Here is a 15,779-nt window from a genome sequence, read left to right on the forward strand (position 1 = left end):
GGTTGCAGGGGCGGGGTGTCAGTCCTGGGCCCGGCCAGTGGTGACCCGGGCGATCATGAGGGCGACCAGGATGATCCCGCCGTAGATGGCCTGGATCCAGAACGACGGCACCTGGGCGAGGGTGAGCAGGTTCTGTACGACACCCAGAAGGAGTACGCCGGTCAGGGCGCCGAACATGGTGCCCTTGCCGCCGTCGAGGGCGATGCCGCCGATCACCGCGGCCGCGAACACGGTGAAGATCATGTTCTGGCCCTGGTTGGCGCTGATCGCGCCGACGTATCCGGTCTGCATGATGCCGCCGACCGCGGCGAGGACACCCGCGACGACGAACACGCCGAGCATCACGCGCTCCACCCGGATGCCCGCCGCCCGAGCCGCGTCCGCGTTGCCGCCGATGGCGTACAGGGCGCGCCCGACCCGGTGGTACTTCAGCACCAGCCCGGCCGCCGCGAAGGCGCTCGCTGCGAGCCACACCGAGAGAGGGACGCCGAGGAAGGTGGTCGTCGCCAGCGAGTAGAAGCTGTCGGGCATCCCGAACAGCGTCTTGCCCTTGGTCGCGCCGACCAGCAGGCCGCGCAGCACGATCAGCATCGCCAGCGTCACGATGAACGCGTTGAGCTTGAACTTCACGACCAGGACGCCGTTGAAGGCGCCGACGGCCGCGCCCGCGACGAGGACCGCCACCAAGGCGAGGGCGGCGGGGAGTTCGGCGCCCCAGCCGGACTGCGCCGCGGGCAGCACGAGCAGCGCGCCCACGGCGGGCGCGATCCCGACGACCGATTCCAGGGACAGGTCGAACTTGCCGGTGATCAGGACGAGCGACTCGGCGAGCACGACCATCGCGAGGGCGGCGGAGGCACCGAGGATGGAGACGATGTTGCGCTCGGTGAGGAAGGAGTCGTTGACGACGGCGCCGAGCACGAGGAGCAGCAACAGGGCGGGGACAAGGGCGAGTTCGCGGGCCCGGCGGAGGAGGACGGCCTTGGCGGCGCGCGGGTCGGTGGCTCGCGCGGGCGCGAGCGGCGGGGCCGCCTTGGTGTCAGCCATGGTCCACTCCTTCGATGGAGGCGATGAGCTCGTGGTCGCGCCAGCCCGCCGGGTGCTCGGCGACGACACGGCCGTGGAAGAGGACGAGGACCCGGTCGCAGCGCCTGAGGTCGTCGAGTTCGTCGGAGACGACGAGCACGGCGGTGCCGTCCTCGCGGGCGGTGTCGACACGGGCGAGCAGGGATTCCTTGGACTTCACGTCGACGCCCGCGGTCGGGTTGACGAGGACCAGGAGCCGCGGGTCCGAGGCGAGGGCCCGGGCCATGACGACCTTCTGCGCGTTGCCCCCGGACAGGTCGGAGACGGGCTGTTCGGGGCCCGCCGCGTGGATGTCGAGGCGTTCGATCAGCGCGGTGGCGACATCGCGCCTTCTGTCGGTGCCGACGAAGCCGTAGCGGCCGAGCCGGTCCAGGACGCTGAGGGTGGCGTTGTCGCCGATGGACATGCCGAAGACCAGGCCCTGCTCGTGCCGGTCCCGGGGCACGAAGCCGACGCCGGCCTCCAATGCCTTGCGGACGTCGCCGAACGGCAGCGGCCGCCCGTCCAGCCGGGCCGTTCCGCTCGTGGGGGTGTGCAGTCCCGTGAAGGACTCGGCGAGCTCTATCTTGCCGCTCGCGCTCGATCCGGCCAGTCCTACGACCTCGCCCCGCCGGACAGTGAGGTCGACGCTCTCATAGGCGGTGGAGGTGAGGCCGCTGACGTCGAGCAGAACGGGGCCCGATGCTCCCTGGGTCCTTTGCCGCTCGACCTGTTCGGCGATGGTCTCTCCGGCCATGGCTTCCACCAGGGCCTGTCGGGGCAGGTCGGCGACCGGTGCCGTGGTGATCCAGCGGGCGTCGCGCAGGACCGTGACGGTCTGGCAGACCTCGTACACCTCCTGGAGGTGGTGCGAGATGAACAGGAAGGTGACGCCCGACTCCTGCAAGGCCCGCATACGCGTGAACAGCCGCTCGATCTCCCGGTTGTCGAGCTGCGCGGTGGGTTCGTCGAGGATGATGAAGCGGGCGCCGAAGCTCAGCGCCCGGGCGATCTCCACCATCTGCCGGTCCTCGACCTTGAGATCGGCCGTGCGCGCGTCCGGGTCGACGCGCACGTCCCAGGTGTCGAGAAGTGCGGCCGCCTCGGACTTCAGGCGACGCCAGCTGATGAAGCCGCGCCGGAGCGGCTGCCGGTTGATGAACAGGTTCTCGGCGACGGTCAGTTCGGGGACGACCGTCGGGTGCTGGTAGACGCAGGCGACCTTGCGGCGCCAGGCGTCCCGGTCCGTGAGCGGGGGCGCGGGGTCGCCGTCGAAGCGGACGGTGCCCTCGTCGGGGGCTTCCAGGCCGGTGAGGATCCTGACCAGCGTGGACTTGCCGGCGCCGTTGCGTCCGACGAGGGCGTGGGACTCGCCCGGCAGGACGGAGAGCTTGCCGTCGGCGAGGGCGGTGGTGGGGCCGTACCGTTTGACGATGCCCCACGCTTCAACCAGTGGGCTGCTCATTCGACCGTGTTGCCCCAGAGCTCGGGGTCGTCGACGTTGTCCTTCGTGACCAGCGGCGCGGGCAGCTGGTCCTCCAGGATGCCGCTGGGCAGCTTCACGATCGTCGAGTCGTGGTCGGTCGGGCCGGGCTTGAACGTCTTTCCCTGCATCGCCGCCTTGATGTAGTACATGCCGTACTTGGCGTAGGCGTCGGCGGGCTGGGAGACGGTCGCGTCGATCTCGCCCTTGCGGATCGCGTCGAACTCCTGCGGGATGCCGTCGTTCGAGACGATGGTGATGTGGCCCGACTGCCCGGCCTTCTTCAGCATGCCCTTGGACTTGAGGGTCTGGAGGGTGGGCGCGAGGTAGACGCCGCCCGCCTGCATATAGATGCCCTTGATGTCGGGGTTGGCGTTGAGGAGGGTGTCGAGCTTCGAGGCCGCCGCGTCGGACTCCCACTTGGCGGGGATCTCCAGGACCTTGAGCTCGGGGAAGTTCTTCTTCACGCAGGCGCGGAACGCCTCGGAGCGGTCGCGGCCGTTGACCGAGGCGAGGTCGCCCATGATCTGCACGACCTTGCCCGAGGTGATGTGCTCGCCGAGGTACTGGCAGGCCTTCTCGCCGTACGCCACGTTGTTCGCGCGGACCACCATCGCGACCTTGCCCTTGTCGGGCGCCACGTCCACGGCGACGACCGGCACGCCCTTGCGCTCGGCCTGGTCGAGGCCCGCCTCGATGGCGGCGCTGTCCAGCGGGGCGACGACCAGGCCCTCGACGCCCTGGTTGAGCTGGTTGTTGATGTCGGTGATCTGCTGCGAGGGGTCGCTGTTGGAGTTGACGGTCTTCATCGCGTCCACGCCCTCGGCCTTCGCCATCCTGGGCACGTAGTCGTTGTACGACTGCCAGAACGGCGAAGTCAGCAGGGGCAGGACGACCCCGACCTTGCCGCTGCCGTCGCCGCCGCCGGCACCCGAGGCGCCGGTGTCCTTGGTACTGCCGCACGCGGCGAGCACCAGGGAGGCGCCGGCGGCCAGCGCCACCGCGCCGACGATCCGGGACCTGTTCCGCTTCCGCACTGTGCTTCCGGGCATCTGAGGGGGCTCCCATCGACCGGTGTTCGAGCAGATGCCCGCATACTTATCAGACCACTCCCCCGTCGGAACACCCTGCGGAGGCACATTTTCGCGCTCCGGGCTCATAGTGGTCCGACCACCTCGCTGGTTAGACTGCGCCGGAGCCTGTGATCGGAGGAACGGCGTGGACGACGAGACGGCCCCGCAGAAGGGCACCGTGACGCAGCGCGCCATCGAGCGGATCAAGGCGATGATCGGCGAGGGCCGGCTGGAGCCGGGCCAGCGGCTGCCGACCGAGCGCGATCTGGCCGCCCAGCTGGGCATGTCCCGCAGCTCGATGCGGGAGGCGATCCGCGCGCTCACGGTGCTGGGCGTGCTGGAGGCCCGGCACGGGTCGGGCATCTACGTCACCCAGCTGGAGGCCGGGGACCTGCTGGAGACGTTCGGTGTCGTGGCGGACCTCTCGCGCGGCCCGCGTCTGGTGGAGCTGCTGGAGATCCGGCGGATCCTGGAGTCGACGGCGACCGCACTGGCCGCCGCCCGGATCAGCGACGACCAGCTGGCCGAGGTCGAGAAGCACCTCGCGGCGATGAACGCCACGGACGATCCGGAGGAGATCCTCGCCCACGACCTGGCTTTCCACCGGGAGATCGCGGCGGCGGCGGGCAACGAGACCATGGCCGCGATCCTGGAGGGCCTGTCCTCACGGACGTTCCGCGCCCGCGTCTGGCGCGGCTACCAGGAGGAGGGCGCCTTCGAACGCACCCGCCGCGAACACGCCGCGATCCACCGCGCCCTGGCCGCCCACGACCCGGAGGCGGCCCGCGCGGCGGCGGCCGCGCACGTGGGCGAGGTGGAGGAGTGGCTGCGGACGCAGCTCGGGTCTTGAGCCGTGTCCGCCGCTACTTGAACTGGCCGGGCCGGTAGTCGCCCGCCGGCTGCTCCAGCATGACGTTCAGCCGGTTCGCGGTGTTCATGAAGCCGATCAGGGTCACGAGGGCGGCGAGTTGCTCCTCGTCGTAGTGCTTGGCGGCCCGCTCCCAGACGGCGTCCGGGACACCGCCCGCCCCGTCCGCGATACGGGTCCCCTGCTCCGCCAGTTCCAGCGCGGCCCGCTCGGCCTCGGTGAACACGGTGGCCTCACGCCAGGCCGCGACCAGATGGAGTCGTACGGAGCTCTCGCCCGCGGCAGTCGCCTCCTTGGTGTGCATGTCGATGCAGACCGCGCAGCCGTTGATCTGGCTCACACGGAGCGAGACCAGCTCCCGGGTGGCGGCCGGCAGCGGGGACTCCACGACCAGCCGCCCCAGGGCGGTGAACTGCTTGATGACCTTGCCCGCACTCGGGAGGGCGAAGACGTCCAGACGCGCGCTCATGGTGAGCTCCTCTGTCGTTGTCGTTTCGCGTACACCCCTATGAGTCGGCGGCTCACCACGATGTGACATCGACAGTTGTGACCTGCGTCACCGACTATCCGCGTCGCAGCCGCAGCGTCACCAGCTCGAACGGGCGCAGCCGCACCGCGATCCGCCCGTCCCGGACCTCCGGTGCCGTCGCATCCGCCAGCGGACGCTCCAGCAGGTCCGTCACCGCGACACCCGCGACCTCGAAGCCGGCCGTGAGCGTGGCCCGCACCCGGCCGCCGAATGCCTCGTGGAACCGGACGACGACGTCCCCGCTGCCGTCGTCGGCGAGCTTCACCGCCGTGACGACCACCGCGTCCTGGTCGGCCGTCACCAGCGGCGCCACCTCTCCGGCACCGGTGAGCCGCCGCTCCGGCACGTTGATCCGCCAGCCCTCGCGCACCGCGTCGGCGATGCCCGCGCCCGGCACCAGCGCGTGCCGGAAGCGGTGGACGCCCTGGTCGGTCTCGGGGTCGGGGAAACGCGGGGCGCGCAGCAGAGAGACACGGACGGTGGTGGTCGTACCGCCGTCGCCGTCGGTGCGGACCGTGCGGGTCACGTCGTGGCCGTACGTCGAGTCGTTGACGAGGGCGACGCCCCAGCCGGGTTCCTCCAGATGGAGGAAGCGGTGGTTGCACGCCTCGAACTTGGCGGCCTCCCAGGAGGTGTTGGTGTGGGTGGGCCGGTGGAAGTGCCCGAACTGGGTCTCGGACGCGTACCGTTCGGCGTGCACATCGAGCGGGAAGGCGAGCTTGAGGAACTTCTCCGTCTCGTGCCAGTCGACCTCCGTGTCCACCGTCAGCCGCCGCTCCCCCGGCGCGAGGGACAGCAGCTGGGTGACGCGGGAGGCGCCGAAGGTCCGTACGACCCGGACCCCGTCCCCGTCCGGGGCGACCTCGTCCGCGTCGGTGAGGTCCGTGACCGTGTTGCGGTAGAACTCGTCGACGTCCCAGGCGTCCCACATGTTCGGGAAGTCGGGGTGGAGCTGGAGGAGGTTCGCGGCCCGGCCCGGGGCGACGGTCTCGCGGTCGGCTTCGATGTCGTACACGGACGTCACGAGCCCTCGGGCGTCGATCTCGACGCGGAGCAGGCCGTTGCCCAGGACGAATCCGCCCTCGGCGCGCGGGGACAGCTCCGCCGGGCTGGGCGGAAGCTCGGCACCGGCACCGCCGGCGGGGATCCCGGCCCGGCTGTGGGGTGCCGAGTTGAAAACGAGGTCGAGCGTCCCGTCCCCCGCGAGGGCCCGCTGAGCGGCGTCGATGATGCCGGACAGCTCCTCGGCGACCCTCTCGTAGGTCCGCCGGGCCTCGCGGTGCACCCAGGCGATGGACGAGCCGGGCAGGATGTCGTGGAACTGGTGCAGCAGCACCGTCTTCCAGATGCGGTCCAGGTCCTCGTAGGGGTAGGGGAAGCCGGTGCGTACGGCCGCCGTGGCCGCCCACAGTTCGGCGTCCCGGAGCAGGTGCTCGCTGCGGCGGTTGCCCTGCTTGGTCTTGGCCTGGCTGGTGAGGGTGGCGCGGTGGAGTTCGAGGTAGAGCTCGCCGACCCAGACGGGCGGTTCGGGATACTCGGCCGCGGCCTTCGCGAAGAACTCCGCCGGGGTCTCCCAGGTCACCGTCGCCGCGCCCTCGAGGTCCCGCAGCCGGGCCGCCTTGGCGACCATCTCACGGGTCGTGCCGCCGCCTCCGTCGCCCCAGCCGGTGGGCGCGAGGGAGTGACGGGCGACGCCCTTGTCCTTGAAGTTGCGGGCGGCGTGGGCGATCTCGCTGCCCTTCATGGAGCAGTTGTAGGTGTCGACGGGCGGGAAGTGCGTGAAGATCCGGGTGCCGTCGATGCCCTCCCACCGGAAAGTATGGTGCGGGAACTTGTTCGTCTGGGACCAGCTGATCTTCTGCGTCAGCAGGTACTTGGAGCCCGCCGCCTTGATGATCTGCGGCAGTCCGGCGGCGAAGCCGAAGGTGTCGGGCAGCCAGGCCTCGTCGTTCTCGATGCCGAACTCGTCGAGGAAGAACCGCTTGCCGTGCACGAACTGCCGGGCCATCGCCTCCGAGCCCGGCATGTTGGTGTCCGACTCCACCCACATACCGCCGGCCGGTACGAACCGTCCGTCGGCCACGGACTTCTTCACCCGGGCCCACACCTCGGGCCGGTGTTCCTTCACCCACGCCCACTGCTGCGCCTGCGACATGGCGAAGACGAACTCCGGCTCGTCGTCGAGCAGGGCGGTCATGTTGGACGTCGTCCGGGCCACCTTGCGCACGGTCTCGCGCAGCGGCCACAGCCACGCCGAGTCGATGTGGGCGTGGCCGACGGCGCTGATGCGGTGGGCGGAGGGCGCGGCGGGCGCGGCGAGCACGTCGGTGAGGCGGGAACGGGCCCGGTCCGCCGTGCCGCCGATGTCCTGGAGGTCGAGGGCGTCGAGGGCCGAGTCGACCGCCCGGAGGATCTCCCAGCGGCGGGCCGACTCCACCGGCAGCTCGGCCATCAGCTCGCCGAGCACCTCCAGATCGATCACGAGCTGCCACACCGTCTCGTCGAGAACGGCCAGGTCCATGCGGGCGAGGGTGTACTGCGGTTCGCTGCCCGCGGTCTCCTTGTCGCCCAGTTGCGTGGGCAGGAAGGGGTGGTAGTCGAGGATGACGGGGTTGGAGGCGGCCTCGATGTGCAGGCGCACCTGCTCGCCGCCCTCGACGGGGGCGCCGATGCGCACCCACTGGTTGCGCGGGTTGAGGCCCTTCACCGGGGTGCCGTCGGGCCGGTAGACGAGGCCCTCGCACTGGAAGCCGGGCATGTTCTCGTCGAAGCCCAGGTCGAGGATCGCCTCGACGGTCTTCCCGGCCCACTCCTCGGGGACGGTGCCGGTGACGCGGAACCAGCTGGTGCCCCAGGGAGCACCCCAGCGGGCGCCCGCCTCGATGGACTCGGGCTCGGCCGCGAGTCCCTCGGCGACCGGCACCGGTTCGCCGGGCGCGTGCCACACCGCCACCTCCAGCGGCACGGACTCGGGGTACACGGCGGGGCGGACACGCTCGTCGAGGACGCGCTTGAGGCGGGCTTCGACCAGGCTGCGGTCGTCATGCATGCGGAATGCTCCCTAGGGGGTCGTTACCAGGGGTGGGTCAGGGAAACGGGCGCCGACGAGGTGTAGAGCTCCCCCACGGCACGCAGTTCGAACCGTGCCGCCCGCTCGCCCTGTTCGGGCTTCAGTCCGGCGACGAAGAACGCGCGCTGGCAGGTGCCGCCGAGGAAGCGCCGGGTGCCGTCCGGGAGAACGCGGTGCAGGGTGTGGTGGCGTACCTCGCCGGGGGCAGGGTCCCAGGCGAGGCGCAGGTCGCCGCCGGACGCGGCCGTCACGCGGAACCCGGTCGGCGAGACGGGTCTGCGGATTGCGTCCCGGACCGCGATGCCGCCCAGCCGCCATGTCACGGGCCCGTCGGTCGCGGTGAGCCGCACGCCGAGTGAGTGGACGGTCCCGGTCAGGCCGGTGAGTCGTACGGTCGACGTCTGCCACGCCTGGCCCGAGTCCACGGGCAGATACGTATACGAGCCCGGCTCACCGGTCGCCACCGCCAGTTCGATCCGCACGGCGCCCGCGTCGGTCCGATGCGTCAGCTCGACCACCGTGTCGCCACCGATCGGCAGCCGCGTCTCATACACCTCCACCACCGTGGGCGCGTCCAGTTCACCGTCCACCAGCACGCTGCTCCCACCGCGCCACGCGTCCGCGAAGTCGAAGCCGACAGCGGGGCGTCGCCCCTCCGTGCGCACCACCCACCGCCGGGACGGCAGCCGGTCCTGGAGGCCGAGGTGGTTCCAGGGCGCGTCCGAGGTCACGGCACCGTCCTCGTACCACCGCAGCCCGTGCCCGGTGTTGAACACGCTCGCGAACGGAACCGACGTGACCGTGGAGCGGTCGGCGACGGACACGGCGGGTGCCCGCCAGCTGTCCGTGCCGTCGGGCCGGGACGGGTCGAGGGAGCGGCCGGTCCAGAACCGGTCGTCGGCGGCGTGGAAGGCGGCCGGACCGCGCTGGTCGGCGGGCAGATGGTTGCGCGTCCACTCGGGCCGGTAGAGGCCGATCGACGCGATGTGCGCCTTGTCCTTCGGCACGATCGCGTCCCACCGCACGGAGGAGTTCCAGCCGTTGGCCTCCACGTCGACGCCCGCCCACAACTCATGGCGGCTGCGCCCCAGTTGCTCGGCCCGCCGCCCCGAGGAGACCAGGCTGCTCGCCGACCAGCGGAAGTCGACGAACATGTCGTCCGCGGTCCGGAAGAACGGCTCGTTCTGCCCGTTGAGCGCCCCCTGCCAGCTCACCGTGCCGTTCACGGTCATCGCGTCGTACCAGGTGACCCGCTGCCCCTTGGCCGCCGCGAGTGACTTCAGCTCCCGCATGAAGCTCAGCATGTCCGCGCCGAGGGCGGCGTCCCCGCCCCCGGTCTCGGCGTTGACGAACCAGCCGTCGAACCCGTACGCCTCGGCGACCTCGACCAGCCGCGCGGCGAGCGGATGACGCCCGGCGGTGTCCTTCTGCACCAGGTCGCGGGTCCAGCGCAGTTGTCCGCCGTAGGCGACGGGCGGCAGGAAGACATTGCCGAGGACGGGCACGCCGTGCCGGTGGGCGGCGTCGACGATCGGCGCGTTCGGGGCGAGGATCAGGCCCTCGCCCGAGGAGCCGCCCCAGAAGACCAGCTCGTCGATGTAGGCCCAGTGGGTGAGGGCGTAGTAGTCGGCGGTGGCCGAGCCCTGGGAGGGGTTGCTCGCGGTGGGCCCGAAGGAGACCAGGGACTGGATGCGGGCCTGGCCGGCGCGGGCGGTCGGGTTGGCGGGGGCCGGGGTGAAGCGGGCGGCCAGGGGCACGGACGCGGCGTTGAAGGCGAGGTCCGGGTCGGTGTCGGCGCGCCAGGACTTCAGGCCGCGCCAGGTGATGCCGGGGCCCGGAGTGCCGGACGGGAGGGAGTCCGGGTACCAGTAGGAGGCGTACGGCTGGGTCGCGGCGGCTTTCGGGGCTGCCGTGGCCTGCGGTGAGGGGAACAGGGCGGCCGCGGCGCCGGCGAGCAGGACGGTGCGTCTGGTGGGTGTCACGAGCGGGTGCCTCCTGGTGGGTGGGGAAGTACCTGGTCGGGAGTGACGACCTCGGTGATGCCGCGCGCGGCCAGGTGTTCCCGGTCGGCGGCGAGCGTGTCGAGGACGGTGGTGGGGCGGGCTCCGTCGGCGACCAGCCGGAAGAAGGCGTCGAATACGGGACCGCCGGGGGCGCAGAGCGAACGGACGGCGGGGTCGGCCGGGACGACCAGCGCCGTCGTACGAGCCGGGGGCGCCTGCGACGGCTCGCGCGCCGCCCGTTCCAGCACCCTGGCCATGTCCTTCGGTTTACGGTCGTTGGTCAGCAGGCCGAGTCCGTACTCCAGTTCCGGGAAGTCGGCCAGGTCGCGGGAGACGTCGTGGGAGCACCACCAGGTGATGCCCCACAGTCCGGGGCAGTCCAGGGCGTTCGCCACGGTGGCCTCGGTGAAGGCGGCGGCGTGCTCGGCCGGGACCAGGGGTGCGGGGGCGCCGACCTCCTGGAGCCAGACCGGCCGGTGCGGGTCGTCGGCCCAGGCCTTGCTCAGCTCGACGAGGTAGGCGGCGTGGTGCTCGGCGGGGACGGAGGTACGGCCGTGGCGCTGGGCGGTGCCGTTGAAGACCCAGGAGTGCACGGCCGTGACGGCACCGTGCCGGGCGGCCTGGCCCGGGGTGAAGGGCTGGTCGTCCTGGTACCAGGTGGCGTCGTACTCGGCGTGCAGATGCAGCCGGCCCGGGGCGCCCTCCTCGCAGGCGGCGAGCATACGCGCGAGCCAGGTGTCGATCTCGTCGGAGGTGGCCCGGTCGGGGTCCGGATGGGGGCCGGAGGAGAACTGGTTGACCTCGTTGCCGAGGGTCATGCCGATGAAGTTGGGCCGGTCGGCGAGGGCGGCGGCGAGGGTGCGCAGCAGCTTCTCCTGGCCGTCGAGCACGTCCGGGTCGGTGAAGAGGTTGCGCCGGTGCCAGGTCCGGGTCCAGGCGGGCAGGAAGTCGAAGCTGCTCAAGTGCCCCTGGAGGCCGTCCACGTTGACGTCGAGGCCGCGTTCGGCGGCGGCGTCGGCCAGCGCGACGAGCTGTTCGACGGCCCGGGGGCGGATCAGCGTGCGGTTGGGCTGGAAGTACGGCCACAGCGGGAAGACGCGGATGTGGTCGACGCCGAGCGCGGCGATCGAGTCCAGGTCGGCGCGGACGGAGTCGAGGTCGAAGTCGAGCCAGTGGTGGAACCACCCTTCGCTGGGGGTGTAGTTGACGCCGAAGCGCACGGCAGAAGGCATGGGGGTCCGGTCCTTGCGTTCGGGGGGAGGTTCAGCCCTTCACCGCGCCCTCGCCCACACCGCGGAAGAAGTACCGCTGGAGACAGGCGAAGAGGGCGATCAGCGGTGCGACGGCGATGATCGTGCCGGCGGCGACGAGGCGCTCGTCGTTGGCGAAGGTGCCGTGCAGATAGTTGAGGCCGATGGTCAGCGTGAACCTGGACGGGTCGCTCAGCACGATGAGCGGCCACAGGAAGTCGTCCCAGGCGCCCATGAAGGCGAAGATCGCGACGACGGCGAGGGTGCCCTTCACCGACGGCAGGGCGATGCGCAGGAACCGCTGCCAGACGTTGGCGCCGTCGACGAAGGCCGCTTCCTCGATCTCGTAGGGCAGGTTGAGGAAGGCGTTGCGCATCAGCAGGACGTTCATCGCGCCGATGCAGCCCGGCAGGACCACGCCGATCAGGGTGTTGTTGAGGCCGAGCTCCCGCATGGTGGTGAACTGGGCGATGATAATGCCCTCCACGGGCACGAGCATCGCCAGGATGAAGGCCAGGGTGGCGACCCGGCGGCCGCGGTAGCGGAGTCGGGCCAGGGCGTATCCGGCGAGGGCGGCGCCGACGCAGTTGGTGACGACGTTGGCGGTGGCGACCTTCAGGGAGTTGAGGGCGTAGTCCCAGACGGGGATGGTGTCGGCGACCCGCTCGTAGTTGTGCAGGGTCGGATCGCCCGGCAGGAACGTCGGCGGGGAGCTGTAGATGTCCTCGGTGGGACCCTTGAGGGAGGTGGAGAGCTGCCACAGGAACGGGCCGATGGTCAGAGCCAGTACGGCGAGCAGCAGGACGTAGCGCAGGGCGAGTTCCCACACCCGGACGCGGCGGCCGTGCTCGTCGGTGATCCGGGGTTCGCGGACGGCGGCGGGCACCTTCTCCCGAGGAGGTGTCTTCTCGAGGACGCTCATGACTCCTCCTTCCGGTCGGCGCGCAGCACCAGCAGCATCAGGACGACGGTGACCACGAAGACGACGACGGCAATCGCGGAGGCGTAGCCGACGCGGCCGGTCAGGCCGGTGCCGGTGCGCTGGACGAGCATGACGAGGGTGGTGTCCTCGCCCGCCGGACCACCGCTCGGGCCCGCCAGCAGATACACCTCGGAGAACACCTTGAACGCGGCGACGGAGGAAAGCGCGCCGACGAGCACCATGGTGGAGCGGACGGCGGGCACGGTGACGGTCATGAAACGGCGTACCGCGCCCGCCCCGTCGACGGCGGCGGCCTCGTGCAGCTCGCGCGGCACGTTCCCGAGCGCCGCCAGATAGATGATCATGTAGTAGCCGAGGCCCTTCCACACCGTGACGGCCATGGCGCTCAGCAGGAGCAGCCACTGGTCGCTGAGGAAGCCGACCCGGTCGGCGCCGACCGTCTCCAGCAGCGAGTTGACCAGTCCGCGGTCGTCCAGCAGCCACACCCAGATCAGCCCGACCACGACGATCGAGGCGACGACCGGGGTGTAGAAGGCGGACCGGAAGAAGGTGATGCCGGGGATGTTCTTCTGCACGAGCAGGGCGAGCAGCAGGGGCAGGACGACGAGCGGGGGCACGACGCCGAGGACGTAGAGCGTGCTGTTGCGCAGGCCGGTCCAGAACATGTCGTCCTGGAGCAGTTCCCGGAAGTTGGCGAGCCCCACGAACTGCCCGGGGATCAGGGTGCGGCGGTCGGTGAAGGCGTTGACCAGCGTGGAGAGGAACGGGTACAGGACGAAGGCGCCGGTGACGAGGAGGCCGGGTGCGGCGAACAGCCAGGGGCTGGTGGGCAGTTGGCGCCGCACCCGGGAGATGCCGGAGAGAGCCATCGGAGCTCAGCCCTGCTGCTGCAGGAGCCGGTCGCACTCCTTGACAGCGTTGTCGAGAGCTTCCTTGGGGCTCTGCTTGCCCTGCAGGGCCTTGGCGACCTCGTTGCGCAGCGCGATCTTCATCTGCTCGCTGAACAGTACGGGCGTGTAGTTGACCGCCGTCTTCAGGGACTTGGCGGCGGCCACCCGTACGCGGGTCTCGTCGCTCCCGTCCTCCTTGGTGAAGTACGGGTCGTCCAGCGAGCCCGCGGTGCTCGGGAAGATGGCGACCTTCTTGGCGAACGACATCTGGTGCGCCGCGTCGGTGACGAAGTGCGCGAAGGCGACGGCCGCGGGCTTCCGCTTCGACTGGGAGTTGACCATCACGCCCATCACGTACATGTTGACGTGCCCGGTGCTGGTGACCTGGTCGGTGATGCCGATGTTCTTGTACAGGCTCGGCGCCTGCTTCTTGAAGTTGCCGAGGTCGAGCGCGCTGCCGGGGTTCATGGCGACGGCTCCGGTGAGGAACTTCTTGCCGGACGACTCCGGGGTGGCGGTCAGCGCCTGCGGATCGAGGGCCTTCGCGTCGTACAGCTCCTTGTACTTGGCGAGGAGTCGCACACCCTTGTCGTCGTTGAAGGAGAAGGCGGTGCCCTGCTTGTTCATCAGCTGCACGCCGTAGCGGCCGAAGTCCTCGATGGTGGGCACGTTGGCGAGGGTGGCGACCTTGCCGCCGCTCTTCTCCGCCATCTTCAGGCCCGCGGAGAAGAGTTCGTCGTATGTCTTCGGAGGCTGCTCGGGGTCGAGCCCGGCCTCCTTGAACAGGGTCTTGTTGTAGAAGAGCGGGCCGGTGTTGAGGTACCAGGGGAAGGCGTACGTGCCGGTCATCCCCGGTATCCGATGGCCCGCCCAGGCGCCCGGCAGATACTCCTTCTCGTACTGCGGGGCGGCCTTGTCCAGGTCGAGGGCGAGTCCGGCCTTGGCGAGCGGGGCGACGAGGTCCGGGGAGACGTTGACGACGTCGGGCAGGGTGCCGCCGGCCGCGTCGGCGCTGATCTTGTCGGCGTAGCCCTCGGCGGGCTGGTCGACCCACTTCACCTTCGTGCCAGGGTGCTTCTTCTCGAACTCGGCGATGAGGCCCTCGAAGTACGGCTTGAAGTTGGCGCGCAGATTCCACGTCTGGAAGGTGATGTCACCCTCGACCTTGCCCGAGGCGTCGCTGGAACCGCCTCCGCCTCCCCCGGAACCGCAGGCGCTCAAGGGCAGCAGGACAGCGACGGCAGCGGCGGCGAAGGCTCTGCGGGAGATGCGCACGGTGACCGGCTCCTTCGAAGGCAGGGCGGGATTGGGCGGCGGAAAGGGCGCCGGGCCAGACCTTGCATCGTTCTCTTCGGGGAAGTCAATGGATTCTGCTCAGCTAAAGTCTTTAGTTGGACATAAACGCAGGTCAGCGCAGGATCATACGACTTCTTGCGATGGATCACTAATGCGCTTTAGGGTGAGGACACTCAAGCGCATTAGTGCACAGCGCTCGTCGAATGGAGAAGCAAGCGTGACGGGAAAGCGCTCACCGGCGCGCCGGCCGACGATGAAGGACATCGCCCGGCGGGCCGGGGTCTCCGAGAGCGCGGTCTCCTTCGCGCTCAACGGCAGGCCCGGGGTCTCCGAGGTGACCCGGGACCGGGTGCGCAGGGTCTCCGAGCAGTTGGGCTGGCGGCCCAGCACGGCGGCGCGCGCCCTGTCCGGGGAGGGCGCGGCGACGGTCGGTTTCGTCCTGGCCCGTCCGGCGGGCACGCTGGGCGTGGACTCGTTCTTCCTGCAACTGGTCTCCGGCATCCAGGAGGTGCTGGCCGAGCGTCATCTCGGTCTGCTGTTCCAGATCGCCGAGGACATCGACGACGAGTGCGCGGTGTACCGGCGGTGGTGGGCCGAACACCGGGTGGACGGTGTGCTGGTGGTCGACCCGCGCACCGACGACCCCCGGCCCGGCCTCCTCGACGAACTCGGGCTGCCTGCCGTGGTGATCGGCGGCGCCCCGGACGAACGGCACCCGGGTCTTTCGACGGTGTGGGCCGACGACGCGGGCGCGATGGCCGCGGTGGTGGACGGGCTGTACGCGCTCGGCCATCGCCGGATCGCGCACATCGCCGGACTGCCCGGGCTGGCCCACACCGAGCGCCGCATCCGCACCCTGCGCGCCGAGGCCGAGCGCCGGGGCCTGTCGGAGGTGCAGTCGGTGCCGACCGACTACTCCGACGAGGCGGGCGCGGCCGTCACCCGCCGGGTCCTGGACGGCCCCGCCGCCCCGACGGCCCTGATCTACGACAACGACGTGATGGCCGTCGCCGGGGTCGCCGCCGCCACCGAGCTCGGCTACGCGGTGCCGGCCGACGTGTCGGTGGTGGCCTGGGAGGACTCCGCCCTGTGCCGCCTGGTCAAGCCGTGGCTGTCCGCGCTCTCCCGCGACAGCGTCGAGTTCGGCCGCACGGCGGCCCGCGAACTGACCACCCTCCTCGACGGCGGCCCGGCCCGGGCGGTACGGGTGCCGGTGCCGCGGCTGATCGAGCGGGACAGTACGGGGGTGGTGCGGGGGGTGTGAACACCGGGCTGCGGCAGGCCACGTGAGGGCGAGGACTCCCCGGGA

Annotated in this window: 12 protein-coding genes; 2 read left to right on the forward strand and 10 right to left on the reverse strand. The window is 70.7% G+C overall.

What is annotated here, in order from left to right; all coding sequences use genetic code 11:
* Nucleotides 1-18: 18 nt before the first annotated feature.
* From NNW99_RS03335 to NNW99_RS03345, 3 genes are read right to left on the reverse strand one after another with little or no spacing between them, the layout of a single operon-like run.
* Nucleotides 19-1,047: an ABC transporter permease gene (locus tag NNW99_RS03335; RefSeq protein ID WP_215117089.1), complete on the reverse strand. Its 1,029-nt coding sequence runs from the start codon at nt 1,045-1,047 to the stop codon at nt 19-21.
* Nucleotides 1,040-2,530, reverse strand: a complete 1,491-nt coding sequence (locus NNW99_RS03340; protein ID WP_215117090.1) for a sugar ABC transporter ATP-binding protein — start codon at nt 2,528-2,530, stop codon at nt 1,040-1,042. The genes NNW99_RS03335 and NNW99_RS03340 overlap by 8 nt, the downstream gene beginning before the upstream one ends.
* The gene (locus tag NNW99_RS03345) at nt 2,527-3,600 is read right to left on the reverse strand and encodes a sugar ABC transporter substrate-binding protein (RefSeq protein ID WP_215117091.1); all 1,074 of its coding nucleotides are present in this window, start codon (nt 3,598-3,600) and stop codon (nt 2,527-2,529) included. Before NNW99_RS03345 ends, NNW99_RS03340 begins: the two co-directional genes overlap by 4 nt.
* Before the next feature lie 166 nt (nt 3,601-3,766).
* Here NNW99_RS03345 and NNW99_RS03350 point away from each other — a divergent pair, with 166 nt between their 5' ends.
* A complete protein-coding gene (locus NNW99_RS03350) occupies nt 3,767-4,471 on the forward strand; it encodes a FadR/GntR family transcriptional regulator (protein ID WP_215117092.1) in 705 nt (234 codons plus the stop codon).
* 13 nt (nt 4,472-4,484) lie between these two features.
* On the opposite strand, the gene NNW99_RS03355 is transcribed toward NNW99_RS03350, so the two are convergent.
* From NNW99_RS03355 to NNW99_RS03385, 7 genes are all read right to left on the reverse strand, one after another.
* Nucleotides 4,485-4,958: a carboxymuconolactone decarboxylase family protein gene (locus NNW99_RS03355; protein ID WP_215117093.1), complete on the reverse strand. Its 474-nt coding sequence runs from the start codon at nt 4,956-4,958 to the stop codon at nt 4,485-4,487.
* 94 nt (nt 4,959-5,052) lie between these two features.
* Nucleotides 5,053-8,067 carry a glycoside hydrolase family 38 C-terminal domain-containing protein gene (locus NNW99_RS03360; RefSeq protein ID WP_215117094.1) on the reverse strand — a complete coding sequence of 1,005 codons (3,015 nt, stop codon included), beginning with the start codon at nt 8,065-8,067 and terminating at the stop codon, nt 5,053-5,055.
* Nucleotides 8,068-8,090: 23 nt separating this feature from the next.
* On the reverse strand, nt 8,091-10,070 hold the full coding sequence (locus tag NNW99_RS03365) for an endo-beta-N-acetylglucosaminidase (RefSeq protein ID WP_215117095.1): 1,980 nt from the start codon (nt 10,068-10,070) through the stop codon (nt 8,091-8,093).
* Nucleotides 10,067-11,323 carry a glycosyl hydrolase gene (locus tag NNW99_RS03370; protein ID WP_215117096.1) on the reverse strand — a complete coding sequence of 419 codons (1,257 nt, stop codon included), beginning with the start codon at nt 11,321-11,323 and terminating at the stop codon, nt 10,067-10,069. Before NNW99_RS03370 ends, NNW99_RS03365 begins: the two co-directional genes overlap by 4 nt.
* 31 nt (nt 11,324-11,354) lie before the next feature.
* Complete coding sequence (locus NNW99_RS03375; RefSeq protein ID WP_215117097.1) at nt 11,355-12,263, reverse strand: carbohydrate ABC transporter permease; 909 nt, start codon at nt 12,261-12,263, stop codon at nt 11,355-11,357.
* Nucleotides 12,260-13,153, reverse strand: a complete 894-nt coding sequence (locus NNW99_RS03380; RefSeq protein ID WP_215117098.1) for a carbohydrate ABC transporter permease — start codon at nt 13,151-13,153, stop codon at nt 12,260-12,262. The genes NNW99_RS03375 and NNW99_RS03380 overlap by 4 nt, the downstream gene beginning before the upstream one ends.
* Nucleotides 13,154-13,159: 6 nt before the next feature.
* Nucleotides 13,160-14,449 (reverse strand): ABC transporter substrate-binding protein, encoded by a 1,290-nt coding sequence (locus tag NNW99_RS03385; RefSeq protein WP_215117099.1) that lies wholly within the window; start codon nt 14,447-14,449, stop codon nt 13,160-13,162.
* Nucleotides 14,450-14,723: 274 nt separating this feature from the next.
* Between NNW99_RS03385 and NNW99_RS03390 the strand changes: the two genes are divergently transcribed.
* On the forward strand, nt 14,724-15,734 hold the full coding sequence (locus tag NNW99_RS03390; RefSeq protein ID WP_215124124.1) for a LacI family DNA-binding transcriptional regulator: 1,011 nt from the start codon (nt 14,724-14,726) through the stop codon (nt 15,732-15,734).
* Nucleotides 15,735-15,779 lie beyond the last annotated feature (45 nt).

The organism is Streptomyces sp. CRCS-T-1, assembly GCF_024442335.1.
GTDB classification, from domain to species: Bacteria; Actinomycetota; Actinomycetes; order Streptomycetales; family Streptomycetaceae; genus Streptomyces; species Streptomyces koelreuteriae.